This is a genomic window from Leisingera sp. JC1 (assembly GCF_001679925.1).
GTDB lineage: Bacteria > Pseudomonadota > Alphaproteobacteria > Rhodobacterales > Rhodobacteraceae > Leisingera.
Genome location: NZ_LYUZ01000084.1, coordinates 1 through 15,412 on the forward strand (window position 1 = coordinate 1; position 15,412 = coordinate 15,412).

13 protein-coding genes are annotated in these 15,412 nt (G+C 62.5%); 7 read left to right on the forward strand and 6 right to left on the reverse strand.

All coding sequences use genetic code 11. From position 1 onward, the window contains the following. Positions 1 to 123 precede the first annotated feature (123 nt). Both A9D60_RS10470 and A9D60_RS10475 read left to right on the forward strand, forming a co-directional pair. On the forward strand, positions 124 to 3,012 hold the full coding sequence (locus A9D60_RS10470) for a Tn3 family transposase (RefSeq protein WP_065267534.1): 2,889 nt from the start codon (positions 124 to 126) through the stop codon (positions 3,010 to 3,012). 130 nt (positions 3,013 to 3,142) lie between these two features. Next, positions 3,143 to 3,709 (forward strand): recombinase family protein, encoded by a 567-nt coding sequence (locus A9D60_RS10475; protein WP_065267535.1) that lies wholly within the window; start codon positions 3,143 to 3,145, stop codon positions 3,707 to 3,709. Here the strand turns inward: A9D60_RS10475 and A9D60_RS10480 are convergent. After that, positions 3,650 to 4,618 (reverse strand): DMT family transporter, encoded by a 969-nt coding sequence (locus tag A9D60_RS10480; protein WP_065267536.1) that lies wholly within the window; start codon positions 4,616 to 4,618, stop codon positions 3,650 to 3,652. The genes A9D60_RS10475 and A9D60_RS10480 overlap by 60 nt on opposite strands. 4 nt (positions 4,619 to 4,622) lie before the next feature. Continuing rightward, positions 4,623 to 5,243: a LysE family translocator gene (locus A9D60_RS10485; RefSeq protein WP_065267537.1), complete on the reverse strand. Its 621-nt coding sequence runs from the start codon at positions 5,241 to 5,243 to the stop codon at positions 4,623 to 4,625. A 142-nt stretch (positions 5,244 to 5,385) separates the two neighbouring features. On the opposite strand from A9D60_RS10485, the gene A9D60_RS10490 reads away from it, so the two are divergent. From A9D60_RS10490 to A9D60_RS10500, 3 genes are read left to right on the forward strand one after another with little or no spacing between them, the layout of a single operon-like run. Next, on the forward strand, positions 5,386 to 5,817 hold the full coding sequence (locus A9D60_RS10490) for an Lrp/AsnC family transcriptional regulator (protein ID WP_254656670.1): 432 nt from the start codon (positions 5,386 to 5,388) through the stop codon (positions 5,815 to 5,817). Positions 5,818 to 5,849: 32 nt separating this feature from the next. Further along, positions 5,850 to 7,193 (forward strand): ABC transporter permease, encoded by a 1,344-nt coding sequence (locus A9D60_RS10495; protein ID WP_254656671.1) that lies wholly within the window; start codon positions 5,850 to 5,852, stop codon positions 7,191 to 7,193. After that, positions 7,194 to 8,318: an ABC transporter permease gene (locus tag A9D60_RS10500; RefSeq protein WP_065267538.1), complete on the forward strand. Its 1,125-nt coding sequence runs from the start codon at positions 7,194 to 7,196 to the stop codon at positions 8,316 to 8,318. On the opposite strand, the gene A9D60_RS10505 is transcribed toward A9D60_RS10500, so the two are convergent. Then, positions 8,315 to 8,722 carry a universal stress protein gene (locus A9D60_RS10505; protein ID WP_065267539.1) on the reverse strand — a complete coding sequence of 136 codons (408 nt, stop codon included), beginning with the start codon at positions 8,720 to 8,722 and terminating at the stop codon, positions 8,315 to 8,317. The two genes, A9D60_RS10500 and A9D60_RS10505, sit on opposite strands and share 4 nt — an antisense overlap. Positions 8,723 to 8,903: 181 nt before the next feature. Between A9D60_RS10505 and A9D60_RS10510 the strand changes: the two genes are divergently transcribed. Continuing rightward, positions 8,904 to 9,749 (forward strand): universal stress protein, encoded by an 846-nt coding sequence (locus A9D60_RS10510; protein WP_065267540.1) that lies wholly within the window; start codon positions 8,904 to 8,906, stop codon positions 9,747 to 9,749. A gap of 41 nt (positions 9,750 to 9,790) precedes the next feature. Beyond that, positions 9,791 to 10,609, forward strand: coding sequence for a formate/nitrite transporter family protein (locus A9D60_RS10515; protein ID WP_065267541.1), 819 nt, complete (start codon positions 9,791 to 9,793; stop codon positions 10,607 to 10,609). A gap of 10 nt (positions 10,610 to 10,619) precedes the next feature. Here the strand turns inward: A9D60_RS10515 and A9D60_RS10520 are convergent, their stop codons facing one another. From A9D60_RS10520 to A9D60_RS10530, 3 genes are read right to left on the reverse strand one after another with little or no spacing between them, the layout of a single operon-like run. Next, the gene (locus A9D60_RS10520; RefSeq protein WP_065267542.1) at positions 10,620 to 11,765 is read right to left on the reverse strand and encodes a site-2 protease family protein; all 1,146 of its coding nucleotides are present in this window, start codon (positions 11,763 to 11,765) and stop codon (positions 10,620 to 10,622) included. A 57-nt stretch (positions 11,766 to 11,822) separates the two neighbouring features. Next, positions 11,823 to 12,536, reverse strand: a complete 714-nt coding sequence (locus A9D60_RS10525) for a VIT1/CCC1 transporter family protein (RefSeq protein ID WP_065267579.1) — start codon at positions 12,534 to 12,536, stop codon at positions 11,823 to 11,825. Between the two features lie 44 nt (positions 12,537 to 12,580). Further along, positions 12,581 to 15,199, reverse strand: coding sequence for a cation-translocating P-type ATPase (locus A9D60_RS10530; protein WP_065267543.1), 2,619 nt, complete (start codon positions 15,197 to 15,199; stop codon positions 12,581 to 12,583). Between the last annotated feature and the right edge of the window lie 213 nt (positions 15,200 to 15,412).

A 15,412-nucleotide genomic window follows, 5' to 3' on the forward strand; every position in this document is an offset into this window, starting at 1 on the left:
GGCCCAAGGGGCTCGAACGTGAAAAAGTGGCCAAAATTCAGAACATTTGTGAACGATTTATGTTGCGCTAATCACGAAAACTCGTAGCCATTTGCTTTCATGCGGTATTTTGGAGTTGGGTAGATGGATGCCAGCGCGGCACGCAAATGGAGCTTGTCCTTTCAGGATATGGATTTTCTATCGTCGCTGCCCCAGTCTGTTTGCCTTGAGGTCGCACTACAGATTTGCAGCGTTCGCTGCGCAGGTAGATTTGTCGAAGACTGGACCAATGTCGACGACACTACAGTCGACTATGTCGCCTCCCAACTCGACATGCAGGCTGTTCGCCCCCTTCGGTCCTTTTCTGACCGGACTGCCCGCCGCTATCGGCTGGAGATAGCCAAGCACCTTGGTCTTTCCCGAACACAGGCGAACCATCGCGCTGAGCTCAAAATTTGGTTGCGTGATGTGATTTGCCCAAATGGTGGCTCAATAGGCGACATGCTTGACCAATGCTATCGCTGGTTTCGGGAAAGATGCTTGCTCCCGCCAGCCGAAGGCATCCTGGCGCGTTCCATTCGAACCGCACGGATTGCATTTGTAGATGGTCTATTAGCTGGTATCGCGAAGGCGCTGTCACCAAATGCGTCAGAGGCTTTTGAGGTCGGCCTTACCGATCCGCGTGGCGGTCACGGGTTTCAGCGTTTGAAAGACGATGTTGGCGCCGCAACGCTGGAAAGCGTGTTGGATGCTGCTGACCGGCTTGCCTTTATTCAAGGTCTCGACTTGCCGTTTGATATGATGTCCAGCGTTGATCCGTCATGGATCAAGATTCTGGTGCGCCGGGTTGAGGGAGAGACTGCCTCTGAGATGCGGCGGCATAAACGCGAAAAACGCCTTGGATTACTGGCTATCTATTTAATGTCGCGCAGAGCAAAGCTGATTGATGGACTGGTGGACTTGCTGATTGAAGTTGTGCACCGCATCGGGACGAAATCCCGGCGGAAGGTGATCGGCAAGATTGCCGCTGACATCGAGAAAGTCCACGGAAAGGAACGGTTGTTGGTGGATATTGCCACCGCCTCGATGATGGCGCCGAACGGAAAGGTTTCGGATGTGATCTTTCCTATCGCGGGGGCGGCCAAGTTAAAGGCCATCATAGACGAACATCGTGCCAAAGGCACATTGGATGTCCGGATTCAAACCGTGATGCGGGGATCGTACGCCAGCCATTATCGCCGGATGCTGCCCTCTCTTTTGTCGGTTCTGAAGTTCCGTTCTAACAATGAGACCTGGCGACCGATCCTGAACGCCCTGTCTCTGATCACCCGCCTGAATAAAGAGGGGCGGCGCTACGCTCCGTCATCCCTGGCCCCGGACGATTCAATCCCACGCAAGTGGCGGGGAACTGTGATTGATGAACGGGGGCGTCTGAATGTCATTTCTTATGAACTCTGTGTTCTGGCCCAATTGAGGGACCGCATCCGGGCCAAGGAAATCTGGATTGAAGGTGCAGATCGTTTTCGCAATCCAGACGATGACCTGCCCAGAGATTTTCCCGAGAAACGGGGCGCCTACTATACTGGATTGAAGCTCACCCAAGACGCGCAGGAATTTTCCCGGTCTTTGCGAGAGCAGCTGGGGCATGAATTGTTCCAGTTAAATGCGACGTTGCGCGCCAACAACAAGGTTCGGTTGCGATGGTCCGGTGAGAACCGGATCTGCATTACGCCCTTTGTTCCCGCTCCGGAACCCAAAGGGCTTCTCAGCCTGAAGTCGGAGATTGGCAAACGGTGGCCAATGACGGGACTACTGGATACGTTGAAAGAAACCGCGCTGGACACCGGCTTTCTTGATGCTTTTGAAACCTCGGCCAGCCGCGAAGCCCTGCCGCGTTGCCTCCGAGATCAGCGGCTTCTTCTTTGTCTATATGGCCTGGGTACAAATGCTGGCCTGAAGCGCATCGCCGCTGGAGTGCCGGGGATCAGTTATGACGAACTTAAGCACGTTCGCCGCCGTTACATCGACCCAGCCTCTCTTCGAGCCGCGGCCGCTCGCGTAGCAAATTCTACTCTGGCCGTTCGAAACCCAGAAATATGGGGCGATGCGGGAACAGCCTGTGCGGCGGATTCTACCAAATTCGGAGCCTGGGACCGGAACCTGATGACTGAATGGCATGCCCGCTATGGTGGGCGCGGTGTCATGATTTACTGGCATGTCGAACGCCAGGCGACCTGTGTTTATTCTCAACTGAAGCGCTGCTCTTCATCCGAGGTGGCGGCAATGATTGAGGGTGTTCTGCGGCACTGCACCGACATGGAAATCCAACGCCAGTATGTGGACAGTCATGGTCAGAGCGCGATTGGATTTGCTTTCTGCCATCTGCTGGGATTTGATTTGGCTCCCCGCCTAAAAGCCATCGCGCGACAGAAACTGGCGTTACCAAATTCCGGGATGAGAGGGCAGTTGCCAAACCTTCTGCCGATCCTGTCCGGAACCATCGACTGGGCTGAAATCGAACAGCAGTATGATGAGATGGTCAAATACGCTGCGGCCATGCAACATGGTACAGCAGAGCCGGAAGCGATCCTGCGCCGGTTTGCCCGCGCCGATGTGATGCATCCAACCTACAAGGCGCTCGCTGAACTGGGCCGCGCTATCAAGACGATCTTCCTGTGTCGCTACCTACGATCTGAAGATTTTCGCCGGGAGATCCATGACGGGTTGAATGTGGTCGAGAATTGGAACAGTGCCAATGGTTTCGTATTCTTCGGCAAAGGCGGCGAGATTTCCAGCAACCGGATTTCCGATCAGGAAATCTCCGCTCACGCCCTTCATCTGCTTCAGGCATCACTGGTCTATGTGAACACACGCATGGTGCAGTCGGTATTGGCCGGGCCCACTTGGGCGGATCATCTATCCGAGCGTGATTATCGCGGACTATCCCCGCTAATCTATTCCCACATCAATCCTTATGGCCGGTTCGATGTCGATCTGGGCAAGCGGATCGATTTTGAAGCGATGGCCGCATGATTATGTCGTCACATATGGGTGCACCCATAGGAGACAAGCTGTTGTGACAGCTCAAAATGTCACAAATGAGTGGTCAACTGCATCTTGTTACAGTATCAGAGAGCAAGCCACCCTAATGTGACAGATTGCCATGCCCAGGATCGGATACGCCCGCGTCAGCTCATCAAGCCAGGATCTCGATATCCAGAAAGCCAAACTAAAGGCAGCAGGTTGTCAGGTCATCCGCTCTGAAACAGCTTCCGGGGCGTCACGTGATGATCGTTCCGAGTTGGTAACGGTAATGGAGTTCCTGCGCGAAGGCGACGAGCTGGTCGTGCATCGTCTGGACCGCCTCGGCCGCTCCACCCGAGATGTGCTGAATTTGGTCCACGAGCTGGATGCCAAAGGCGCATCGCTCCGCGTGCTGGAACCTGAAGTCACCACCGGCGGGGATATGGGCCGCATGGTCATCACCGTCCTCGGCATGGTCGCTGACATGGAGCTCAAGTTCATCCGCGACCGACAGCGCACCGGGATCGAGGCGGCCAAGGAAAAGGGTGTTTACAAGGGGAGACGGAAATCCGTTGATGATGATGAAATTCGGCGACTGGCAAGTGAAGGCATTGCCAAAGCGCAGATCGCCCGAGATTTGGGGGTTTCAAGAATGACCGTCTACCGGGCACTCGCAGATCCCGAAACCGAAGCGGTCGTTGATTGAAACTGCAGCGGATTCAACGAGAGAGCCCCCGTGCGATGCGCGGTACCGCTCATCCTGATTGCGCATGGCCAAAGCCGCTACGAGAACCAATCCCGCCAGAGCAGACATCCAGGTAAACCGGTCATCGAAGAAAATGGCTCCGAGTATCGCGGCCATAAACAGCGAGATGAAATTTGCAAGTGAAACGAGCGTCGGGCCATGGTCGCGGGTCAGTTTCAAGTAGACAAGCAATGCAAGTCCCTCACTGGCACTGATTGTGCCGACGGCTGGTATGTTCGACGCTGCCAGGTGCCACTCAGAGATGATGCCGGAAGCCACTCCCCCTGCAATGGAGGCTATCGAAACGATAAGTGCCTGCGCATTGGCCACGTGCAATGCATCCACCTGTTTTGGCCACCGGGAGGCGACAAAAACCGTGTTTGCAGCGTAGAGAGTTGGAACCGCCAAAGCTGCAAGAAGGCATGGCCATGCAACTTTTCCAGTCGGGAGATCCGCGGTATCCCATAAGACCAGAAGCGCGGCGCCAAACCCCAGAAGAACCGAGCAGACCCGCTTCATGTTCAGATGCTCCACGCCAAGAATAGCGGCGAGCATGGACGTGAGAACGGGCATCGTGGAAATGATAACGACAAAGGCGAACAATGGGAGCTGGGGCGCGACCACGATCTCTAGGATGAATGGCAGAACAAAGCCAAGGACGCCGCTGAATAGATAGAATGCGATGGCGTGTCGGCCGAGCGGCGGCCATCTGCGGCGCATGGCAGCTGCGGCTGAATAGATGATCGCTATTCCCAAGATCGATACCGGAGCGACCACATGAGGCGGAATACCCGACTGACCCGCTGATTTCATGGCTGCGAGGCGCAGGCTCCACAGCAACCCCAGAAGGATTAACAGGCTATACTTCATGGACCTACCTCATGCCGGTGAGAAGCTTGGCCGCAAAGCCCAGGAGAACGGCGCCCGAAATCTGCCGGAACCTGTCGTATCTCGCCTGGGTCATGAACCGGGTCCGCAGCACGTGCGCCAATGCGGAATAGGTGCTGAGAGACAGGATGGACAGACCGCAATAGGTCAGGATCAGAATGCCCGCCTGCGGCGCCAGACCGCGCTCCGGGTCCAATATCTGCGGGAACAGCGCCATATAGAAGAGCAGCGCCTTGGGGTTGGACGCGGCAAGCAGGAAGGCCTCGGAGAACAGCGCCTTGGCGCGCACAGGCGCTTCTATCTGTGCCGTCAGGGACAACCTTTCTTTTCTGAAGATCAGCTTGAGGCCAAGCCAGGCAAGATAGGTAACGCCCAACCAGCGAAAGAGTGACCACAAAAAGCCCGAGGCCATCACAAAGGACGCGATCCCTGCCGCGCAAATGGCCCCGCCAATGGCAAGGCCGAGGGCGTTGCCAAATATTGTTGGCAGGACACGTTTGCCGCCCAATTGCACGGCACGGCGCACCGTGTTCAGATTTGCCGGTCCCGGTGTCACGATATTCACGGCCGATACGGTTGCGAACGATATCCAAAGCGCCCAGTTCATGGTGCCTCCTGCCGATGAAGTCAGATTGCAGGAAATCTACCATTCAACCGGTCGCCCGTACTTTCAGCAAGAAAAGTCTCTCGCTAAATGGATCGTGCTTTATGAGGCTGTATGCGCTAGTTGGTTTTTTATGAGAAGCCCATTGGACGATCTTGACCGCTGCATTCTAACCGCTCTGGCGCGTGACGCGCGCGTCAGTTGGAAAGACCTCGCCACCGAGGCGGGGGTCTCGGCGCCAACCATCCGCGATCGCGTGAAACGGCTTCAGGACACAGGTGTAATTCAGGGCTTCGCGGTCGAGATTGCTCCAGCCGCGTTGGGTTTCTCACTCGAAGCCGTAGTGAGGTTTCGGCCGCTCCCCGGCAAGCGCCATGTGCTGGAAGCGCAAATTCAGGAGACCGACAGGATCGTACAATGCGACAAGGTTACTGGGGAGGATGGTTTCGTGGCTCGTATCTTGCTGAAAGAGATTGGCGAACTGGACCCGCTGCTGGAAACATTCAGCCGGATGGCGACGACAAATACATCTATCGTGAAATCCAGCCCGGTGAGAATGCGGCCGCCTCCATTTTAAAGCCATTGCAGACACTGGCGCAGGCGCAGCGAATGCTCACATTGTCCCGCGTCTTTCCAGTTCAAGCAGTGCGCAGCGAATGGCGGGGGCTTCAAGCGTTCACAAATGTTCTAGATTTTGGTCACTTTTGCAGCTTCGGGCCCCTTGGGCCGGATACGCTGGAACAGGCCTTTGTCTCCATTCTCAAGGCCGCCGACCCCCCTGCCCCGGTCTCCGCTCCCGAAACAGCCGTGCATACAGGCGCCGCTCCGGCCGGCGGCTCCCTCACCCGCGCGCTGGCCTATGCCCGGCGCGAAACGGTCGAGGTCCTGCGCGACCGGGTGCGGCTTGCCTTTGCCTTCCTTGGCTCGGTGATCCTGATGCTGGTGTTCTGCTTTGGCATTTCGCTGGACATTGATGAGCTGGACTATGCCGCCCTCGACCTGTCGCAAAGCCCCGAAAGCCGCGCCTACCTCGCGGAGATATCCGGCTCCCGCTACTTCCGCCCCACCCCGCCCCTGTCCAGCGCTGCCGAAGGGCGCAGCCGGCTGGTCTCGGGCGAGGTCTCGCTGGTGATCGAACTCCCCCCCGGTTTCGGGCGCAAGCTGCGCGCCGGTGAACCGGCAGAGGTGCTGGCGATTGTCGATGGCGCGATCCCCTTCAAGGGCGAAACGGTGGAGGGCTACGCCGCCGGTCTGCATCAGACATTCCTGACCGCACAGGCCGCCGCCCGTGGCACCCGCCAGCCCGAAATCGCCCGCATACAGCCGCGGTTCCGCTACAATCAGAGCTTTGAAAGCATTGCCGCGATGGCGCCGGCAATGCCCGCAATCCTGCTGATCATGCTGCCTGCGGTGCTGATGGCGGTCAGCGTCGCGCGGGAAAAGGAGCTGGGCTCAGTCACCAATTTTTACGTCACCCCGACCACCCGGCTGGAGTTCCTGATCGGCAAGCAGATCCCCTATATCGCAATCGCCTATCTGAACTTCCTGCTGCTGACGGCAATGACCATCGCGGTCTTCGGGGTGCCGCTCAAGGGCGACCCGCTGCCGCTGGCCCTGGGCGCGCTGCTCTATGTCTGGGCCGCCACGTCCTACGGGCTGCTGATCGCCACCATGACCTCCAGCCAGGTGGCGGCGACCTTTGCAACCACCATCGCCTCGGTGGTGCCGACGATCCAGTTCTCCGGCCTGCTGCAGCCGGTCTCGACACTGGAGGATGGCGCCCAGACCATCGGCGCGCTGTGGCCGTCGTCTTATTTCCTGCATCTGAACGTCGGCGCCTTCACCAAGGGGCTGGGCTGGGAGGCGCTGCTGCCCGACATCCTGGCGCGGGCCTGCTTCGGGCCGGCCCTCACCCTGCTGGCCGCACTCGCCCTGCGGGCGCAGGAGAAATAGATGCGGCGGCTCTCCTGCATATTCTGGCTCGGCCTCAAAGAGATGATGAGCCTGCGCCGCGACTGGGTGATGATGGCGCTCCTGGCCTGGTCCTTCACCCTGGCGCCGGTGATGGAGGCGACCGGGGTCGCCACCTCGGTCAACAACGCCTCGATCGCCTTTGCGGATGAGGACAACTCCCCCCTGTCCCGCACCTTGGCCGCCGCCTTCTTCCCGCCCGAGTTCCAGCCGGTGGTGCAGATCGAACCGGGCACCGGTGCCGCCCGGATGGATGCGGGCGATTTCCTGTTCGTCGTCGCCGTGCCGCCCGGATTCGAAAAAGACCTGCGCGCCGCCCGCGTGCCGGAAATCCAGGTGCTGATCGACGCCACCGCAATGGAACAGGCGGGCATCGGCGCCAGCTACATCACCAGCATCCTCAGCACCGAGATCCGCCGCTTTGCCATCGGCGCCGATCTGGCCCAGCCGCAGCCGCTGGACATCATTATCCGCAGCGCCTTCAACCCGAACCGCGACACCGTTCGCTTTGCCGGCATCAACGCGCTGATCGGCCAGATCATGTGGCTGACCACGATCCTCACCGGCGCCGCGATGATCCGCGAGCGCGAGCACGGCACCATTGAGCATCTTTTGGCGATGCCGCTGTCGCCCTTTGACATCGCGGTTGCCAAGATCTGGGCCAACGCCGCGGTGGTGCTGGCTGCGGCGGCCCTGTCGCTGGGTTTTGTCATGCAGGGGGTGCTGGACATCACCATCGCGGGATCCACGCTGCTGTTTCTCTGCGGCACGGCGCTGTTCCTGTTCACCGCAACCGCGCTGGGGGTATTCCTGGCAACCGTCGCGCGCTCGATGGCGCAGTTTGCGCTGCTGGTGATGCTTACCATCCTGCCGATGCTGATGCTGTCGGGCGGCGAAACCCCGGTGGAAAGCCAGCCCGCGTGGCTGCAGGCCGCCACCACCCTCCTGCCCTCGCGGCACTACATGGCCGCCAGCCAGGCCATCGTCTTCAAGGGCGCTGGGGCTGAGACCGTCTGGCCGGAATTCCTGTGGATGGCACTGCTGGGCGCGGCCCTGCTGGCAACCAGCCTGGTTCTGTTCCGCCGCTCAGTGGCGCAGGACGGCTAACGGATCACAACCACGGTGCATTTGGCATGGCGCACGACCCGTGCCGCTGTCGAACCCAGGAAATAATCCTGCAGGCCCGGCCGGTGCGAGGCGATGACAATGCAGTCGGCGCCATGCGCGTCCGCGTAATCGGTGATCGTGCGCCCGGCGTGGCCGGTGACCAAGTCCGCCTCGACGTCCGTCACCCCGCCCAGATCCGCCTTCAGCTCTGCCAGCATCTCGGCGAGGGTGTTTTCCAGCAGACCCTTGGGCAGCTGCTGAACCACATAGCCGGGGATCTCATCTGCTACGGTCAGCGCGGTGATCCTGGCATCGCTGTCCGCCAGCAGGCGGGCAGCCTCCAGCGACCGGGCCGTATCGGCACCGTGATCCGGGGCAATCGGAACCAGAACATGCTTGTACATCGTATTCCTCCTCTGATGCGGCCCGAGTCTACGCCGGTTGGCGGCGGCCTGCCTTGACACAGGTTAGCCGCCCCAGCGGCAGCGGATTGATCAGGATCATGGCAACCTCCCGCAAAACTGCTCTACTGGTGAACGCGGTGTGCATGCCCGCCTGCCGCGAACCAGCTGCCGGAGGCCTGCCATGCAACGCCAAACCTCTCTCTTCGTGCTCGCCCCTGACACCAGCGATGAAACCGTCACCGCCGCTGCCGAGGCGGCGCAGAGCCACGACGCCTATCTCGCCTGCCTGCTTTTGGACAGCCTGCCCGCCAGGCCCTACTTCGTTTACAGTGCGACGGGCTTTGGCGCGGCGGCGATGCCTGCGGACTGGGTTGATCATCTGCGGGACGCCCGGCAGGCGGCAGAAACCCGCGCCGCAGAGGTAAACGATCTCCTCACCCGCAACAGCTGCTCCGGCGACGTGCTATACGCAGTCTGTGCCGGCGCTGACATCCGGCAGCTTTGCGCCCAGCGTGCCAAGACCTGCGATACCGCACAGTTTGCCGATGGCCTCAGGGACCGCGAGGACGTGTTCCGCGAAGCCCTGCACGGCCTGCTGTTCCAGTCGCCGGTTCCGGTCATCGTGAACGGCTCGCCATTTGCCAGCTTCAGCCGTGTCTTTCTCGCCTGGGACAGCAGCCTTGCCGCCTCCCGCGCCGCCCATGCGGCCCTGCCCCGCTTGCGCCGCGCTGAGGAAGTGGTGATCGGCTGCTTTGAATCCAGCGCCTCAGACCAGCGCGACGGCGAGGACCCGGGCACCGATGCTGCCACCTGGCTCAGCCACCACGGCTGCAATGTCACTGTTTCGCAATTCCCCGGCGGCGGCCAGGACGTCGGCCACGCAATCCTGCAGCGCGCCCGCGAGGCCGGGGCTGGTCTGGTGGTGATGGGCGCCTATGGCCATTCCCGCCTGCGCGAGGCAGTGTTTGGCGGCACCACCCGCACGATGATAGACCAGACGGAACTGCCGGTCCTCTTTGCCCACTGATACCCGCTGCCCCCTTAGCCCATGAACTCAGGAGCCGCCTAATGACCAGCCAGGCCCCGTTTGATGCCTACAAGCCTGCCGAAATCGCAAAACTGGTAGAGACCGCCGGGACCGCCAAGGCCCGGCTGCCGCTGCCGCAAATGTTCGTGCTGGCGATGCTGGCCGGCGCTTTCATTGGCTTCGGCGCGGCGGCCTATACCATGACCCTGACCGGCGCATCCCTCATCACAGGACCGGTCCGGGTGCTGGGCGGTGCGGTGTTCTCGCTCGGCCTGATCCTGGTGGTGATCGCCGGGGCAGAGCTGTTCACAGGCAACGTGCTGATGGTGATTGCTGCAGTGGACCGCAAGATCCCGCTGCGCCTGCTGCTGCGCAGCTGGGGCATTGTCTATGCCGGAAATCTGGCGGGCGCCGCCGGGCTGGCCGCCGCCTTTGCCCTGACGGGGCTGCTGGACGGCCCGATGGGCGCAACCGCCAGTTCCCTTGCCATGGCCAAGGCAGATCTGACGCCGCTTGAGGCCTTCATGCGCGGTGCACTGTGCAACGCCCTGGTCTGCCTCGCCGTCTGGCTCTCCTTTGCCGCCCGCACCGCCGCTGGCAAGGTCCTGGCCATCCTCTGGCCGATCACCGCCTTCGTCCTCCTGGGGCTCGAGCACTCCATCGCCAACATGTATTTCTTTCCGCAGGCCTGGGGTGCCGGGGCGGACATCCCCCTTGCCGCGGCAGCCGCCAACCTCTTTTGGGTCACCCTTGGCAATATCGCCGGCGGCGCGGGCGGTGTCGCCCTGGCCTATTGGTTCGCTTTTCTCGGCGGCTCCGCGCAGCGGCAGCCTGAACACTCATCTGAGCAAAGCCGCTGACGCCGCCGTCTTACTCCACCTTGCGGTCCGGCAGCCGGATTTCCTGCAGAACCGCCAGATATCCCATCAGGTCGGATAGCGTGACCACCCCCAGCAGCTGTCGGTCCTCCGCCACCAGGAACTTGCGCCGCCCGGTGGCAGAGATTTTCGCCATCAGCTCCGCGGCGGGCATTTCCGGGCCGACCGTATTATCTGCATCCGCCGCGGCATAGACATCGCCCACGCGGGTTGCCGCCCAGTCCGCGCGCGGGGTCTGCGCCAGCAGCCCGGTATCGGCATAGCCCAGCAGCACATCATCCAGCACCACCGGCACAAAGCTCTTGCGCTCCGCCAGCATCACCTGATCCGCAAGCTCTTGCAGGCTGATATCCGGTGCCACCGTGACCGGGTCGCGCGTCATCAGCAGGGCCACCGTCTTGCCCTTGAACGCCGCCGCCTGCAGCTGATGGGCATAGGTGCCCTTGGCCGCGGTCAGCACAAACACCCCGATCAGCACCTGCCAGAGCGACGCAACCGGGTTGCCGGAAAACAACCCGACGACCCCAAAAATGATCAGCGCATAGGCAAAATAGCTGCTGATCCGGGTCGCGGTGGCGGTCGCCTGCAGCAGGTCGCGGCTGCGGCTCCACAGGAAGGCGCGAAAGATCCGCCCGCCATCCAAGGGAAAAGCCGGCAGCAGGTTGAACACCGCCAGCACCAGGTTGATCAGCGCCAGGTAGTCCAGCACCGGGTTCAGCGCCATCCCCGGCGCAAGCCACCCGCCCATCTGAGCCAGCAGCCAGAAGCCAAGGGCCAGCGCAAAGCTCATCAGAGGGCCGGCAATCGCAATCCAGAACTCGCTGGCGGCGGTCTTCGGCTCCGATCCCAGCTCGGCAACCCCGCCGAAGATGAACAGGGTGATCCCCTTGATCTCAACCCCGAAGCGGCGGGCCACCACCGAATGGGACATCTCGTGCAGGATCAGCGAGGCAAAAAGGCCCAGCATCGCCAGCAGCGCCAAGGTGAAATACACGCTGCCGCTGGCACCGGGATAGACCATCGGAAAATACTGCGCCGACAGGCTCCAGGTGATCAGCGCGGCAATCAGCGCCCAGCTCGGGTCAATGCGGATGTCAAACCCCTGCAAGGTGGCGATCTTGATGGCATTGGAAAACATCGGCTTCCCTCCCGTCCCGACCCTAGCGCCAAACCGGCCCCGCCCCCTTGATCCGGCTCAAACCCGGAACAGGCTGCCCGCCAGATAGGCCACCGCGGCAGCGCAGGAGCCGATTGCCAGCGTCTCCAGTCCCGATTTCCACCAGGGCGCCAGCGACCAGACACTCTTGCTGGCGCCGATGCCGAAAAACACCGCCCCGGTGGCCAGCGCCGCCGTCAGGAACGGATCCGGCACCCCCAGCATGAACGGCAAGAGCGGCACAATGCCCGCCGCCATGAAGGCGGCAAAGGTGGTCAGCGCCGCTGCCACCGGGTTGGGCTCGGCCGGGGCCAGCCCGTATTCGCTGGTCAGCATCAGCGAGATCCACTTCTCCGGCTTGGCGGCAACCGACCGCACCGCCCCTTCCAGCACCTCGCCGCTCAGCCCCAATTCCTGGAAGATCTGGCGCAGCTCCTCGCGCTCGCCCTCCGGGTACTGGCGGATATGGCGCTTCTCCACCTTGTAAAGCCGCCGCCGGTCGTCCAGATCCGCCTTGGTGCCCAGGTAGTTGGCCGCCGCCATCGAAAACCCGTCCGCCAGCACGTTGGCAATGCCCAGGGCGATGATCACACCTTGCGAAAACCCGGCCCCCTCAACACCTGCAGCAATCGCAAAGGTGGTGACCGCGCCGTCAATGCCGCCGTAAACCGCATCCCGCAGCCGCCCGGTGCCGTTGCTGCCCGCAAGCCGCCGCGCGATGTCCTCCTTGCTGTGCCCGTGATCGCCCTTCATGCCCGCAGGATGACCCGAAACGGCAAAACCCGCATTGAGGGAGGTCAAGCCGCCGCAGCTGCCCGGCTGGTCCGGCGGCTGGCGAGATAGCGCAGGGTTTTCAGCACCTCCGGCACCACCAGGACCGGCAGCACCAGCAGCGCGATCAGGCCCCAGTGCTCCGCCTGCAGCGGCACCGTGTGCAGCAGCACCTGCAGCGGCGGCCAGTACACCGCCGCCACCTGCGCCCCGATGGTCACCGCCAGCGCCGCCAGCAGCAGCGGATTGCTGAAAAACCCGATCCGCCAGCACGGCAGATGCAAGGAGCGGAAGGCAAAGACGCTGGCCTTCTCAAACACCACCATGGCAGTAAAGGCGGCGGTGCGGGCCAGATCCTCGTTGCCGTCCAGCAGATGCAGGAACAGCCATAGGCTGGCGAGCCCGGTATACAGCCCCAGCGCCAGAATGGTCAGCAGCCCGGCCTTCCCCACAATCGGCGCGTCCTTCCTGCGCGGCGGATGCTCCATCTGGTCCGGCTCGCCCTTCTCCAGCCCCAGCGCCACCGCCGTCACCCCGTCGGTGACCAGGTTCATCCACAGGATCTGGGTGGCCAGGAATATCAGCGGCCCGCCGATCAGGATATTGATCAAGAGCGCAATCACCTCGCCCGCGTTGGAAGACAGCAGGTAGCGCACGAATTTGCGCACATTGGTGAACTGCCGCCGCCCCTCGCCTATGGCGCGCACAATGGTGGCAAAGTTATCGTCCAGCAGCACCAGGTCAGAGGCATCCTTGGCCACATCCGTGCCCCGCACCCCCATCGAGACGCCGATGTCGGCCTGTTTCAGGGCCGGCGCATCATTCACCCCGTCGCCGGTCATCGCCACGATCTGATGCTGCCCCTGCAGGGCGGAGACGATCCGCATCTTGTGGGCGGGCCTTGTGCGGGCAAACAGCACATCCTGCTGCAGGATCCGGTCCAGCTCCGCATCCTCCAGCGCCTCCAGCGCATCGCCGGTCAGGGTCTTTCCGGCAGGCAGGCCCAGCTGGGCGGCAATCGCCTTGGCAGTCAGCGGGCTGTCGCCGGTGATCATGATCACCCGGATGCCCGCCGACCGGGCCGCGCCGATTGCGGCCCGCACCTCCGGCCGCGGCGGATCAATCAGCCCCGCCAGCCCGAGGAAGGTCATGTCCTGCTCTCGAATCTCTCCGCCCGGCGCCGTACCCGTTGCGAGGCCGATCACCCGCAGCCCCTCCGCTGCCATCACCTCATAGGCTTCAGTGATTGCTGCCGTCTGCTCTGCACCCAGCTGCCGCGGGCCGTTCTGGGTCAGCACCTCCGTGCAGAGGCTCAGAACCTGCTCCGGCGCGCCCTTGGTCAGCACCTTTTCGCCGCCGATGCCCTTTACCAGCACGCTCATCCGCTTGCGCTCGCTGCTGAAGGGGATTTCCGCCAGCACCGAATCCGGCGGCGGCAGCTCTGCCCAGCCCTTGTAGCCCAGCGTGACCAGCGCGCCCTCGGTCGGGGCACCGGTCATCTGCCAGTGGCCGCCCTCGCGGTGCAGGCTGGCATGGGTGCAGGTGAGCCCCGCCTCCAACAGCTGCGCCAGCACCGCATCCTCCCGCGCGCCGGTAACCGCGCCGTTCCAGGCAATATGGCCCGCCGGGTCATAGCCGGTGCCGGTCACCTGATAGATGCGGTCCAGCGTCCAGACCCGCGTCACGGTCATCTTGTTTTCAGTCAGGGTGCCGGTCTTGTCGGTGCAGATGACCGAGGCCGCGCCCAGCGTTTCCACTGCCTGCAAACGCCGCGCCAAGGCTTTCTGGCGCACCATCGCCGCCGCCCCCAGCGCCAGGGTGATGGTGACCACCGCGGGCAGCCCCTCCGGCACCATTGCCACAGACAGCGACAGGCCGGTCATGAACATCTCCGCCGCGTCCCGCCCCATGTAGAGCCCCAGCGCCAGGATCGCGGAGGCGATGGCCAGCGCCGCAAACCCCAGCTGCCGCGCCAGGCGGCCCAGCTGCACCTGCAGATTGGTCTTCTTCAGCCCCACCGCCCCGGTCAGCGCCGCGATCTCGCCAAAGGCGGTGCGCGCGCCTGTCGCCGTGACCACCGCCAGCGCCCGCCCCGCTGCCACCACCGTGCCGGCAAACACCTCCGCGGCGTCTCCCCCGGGCGCCTTGTCCACCGGAACCGATTCCCCGGTCAGCGCGCTTTCATCCAGCCGCAGCCCGGCAGCTTCCTCCAGATGCGCATCGGCGGGCACCCGCGCGCCCGCCTCCAGGATGATCAGATCGCCCGGCACCAGCTCGCGCGCCTCAATCACCTGCTCGCGCCCGTCCCGCACCGCCAGCGCCTGCGGCGACAGCATGCTGCGCAGGCTTTCCAGCGCGGTCTCCGCCCGCCATTCCTGCACAAAGCCCAGGATCCCGTTCAGCCCGATCACCAGCCCGATTGCCAGCGTGTCGGCATACTCGCCCAGCGTGAAGGCGATGATCCCGGCGGCAATCAGGATCAGCACCAGAAAATTGCTGAACTGGCGCAGGAACACTTTCAGCGGCCCGGTGCGCCGGCCCCGCGGCAGCTCGTTCCAGCCATAGGTCCGCCGCGCCGCTTCCGCCTGCTGCCGCGTCAGCCCGCTGACCCGCCCGCCAGCGCTGTCCTGAGCCGGATTTGCCATGCGCTTTGCCCTCCGCGGCCGCCACCGGCCACCGTTTCCAGCCTGCCGCATCACCGGCCCCTCCGGCAACTGCACCAACGCCGCAGGGGCCTATGCCAGGCTCAAACCGGAATAGAAACCGGAACTAAAAGCGGAACAGAGTCAGCATAAAGCATTCCAATCACATTGATAACACGATGATAATAATACTATTTTATTCTGTTCCCCAGCGGC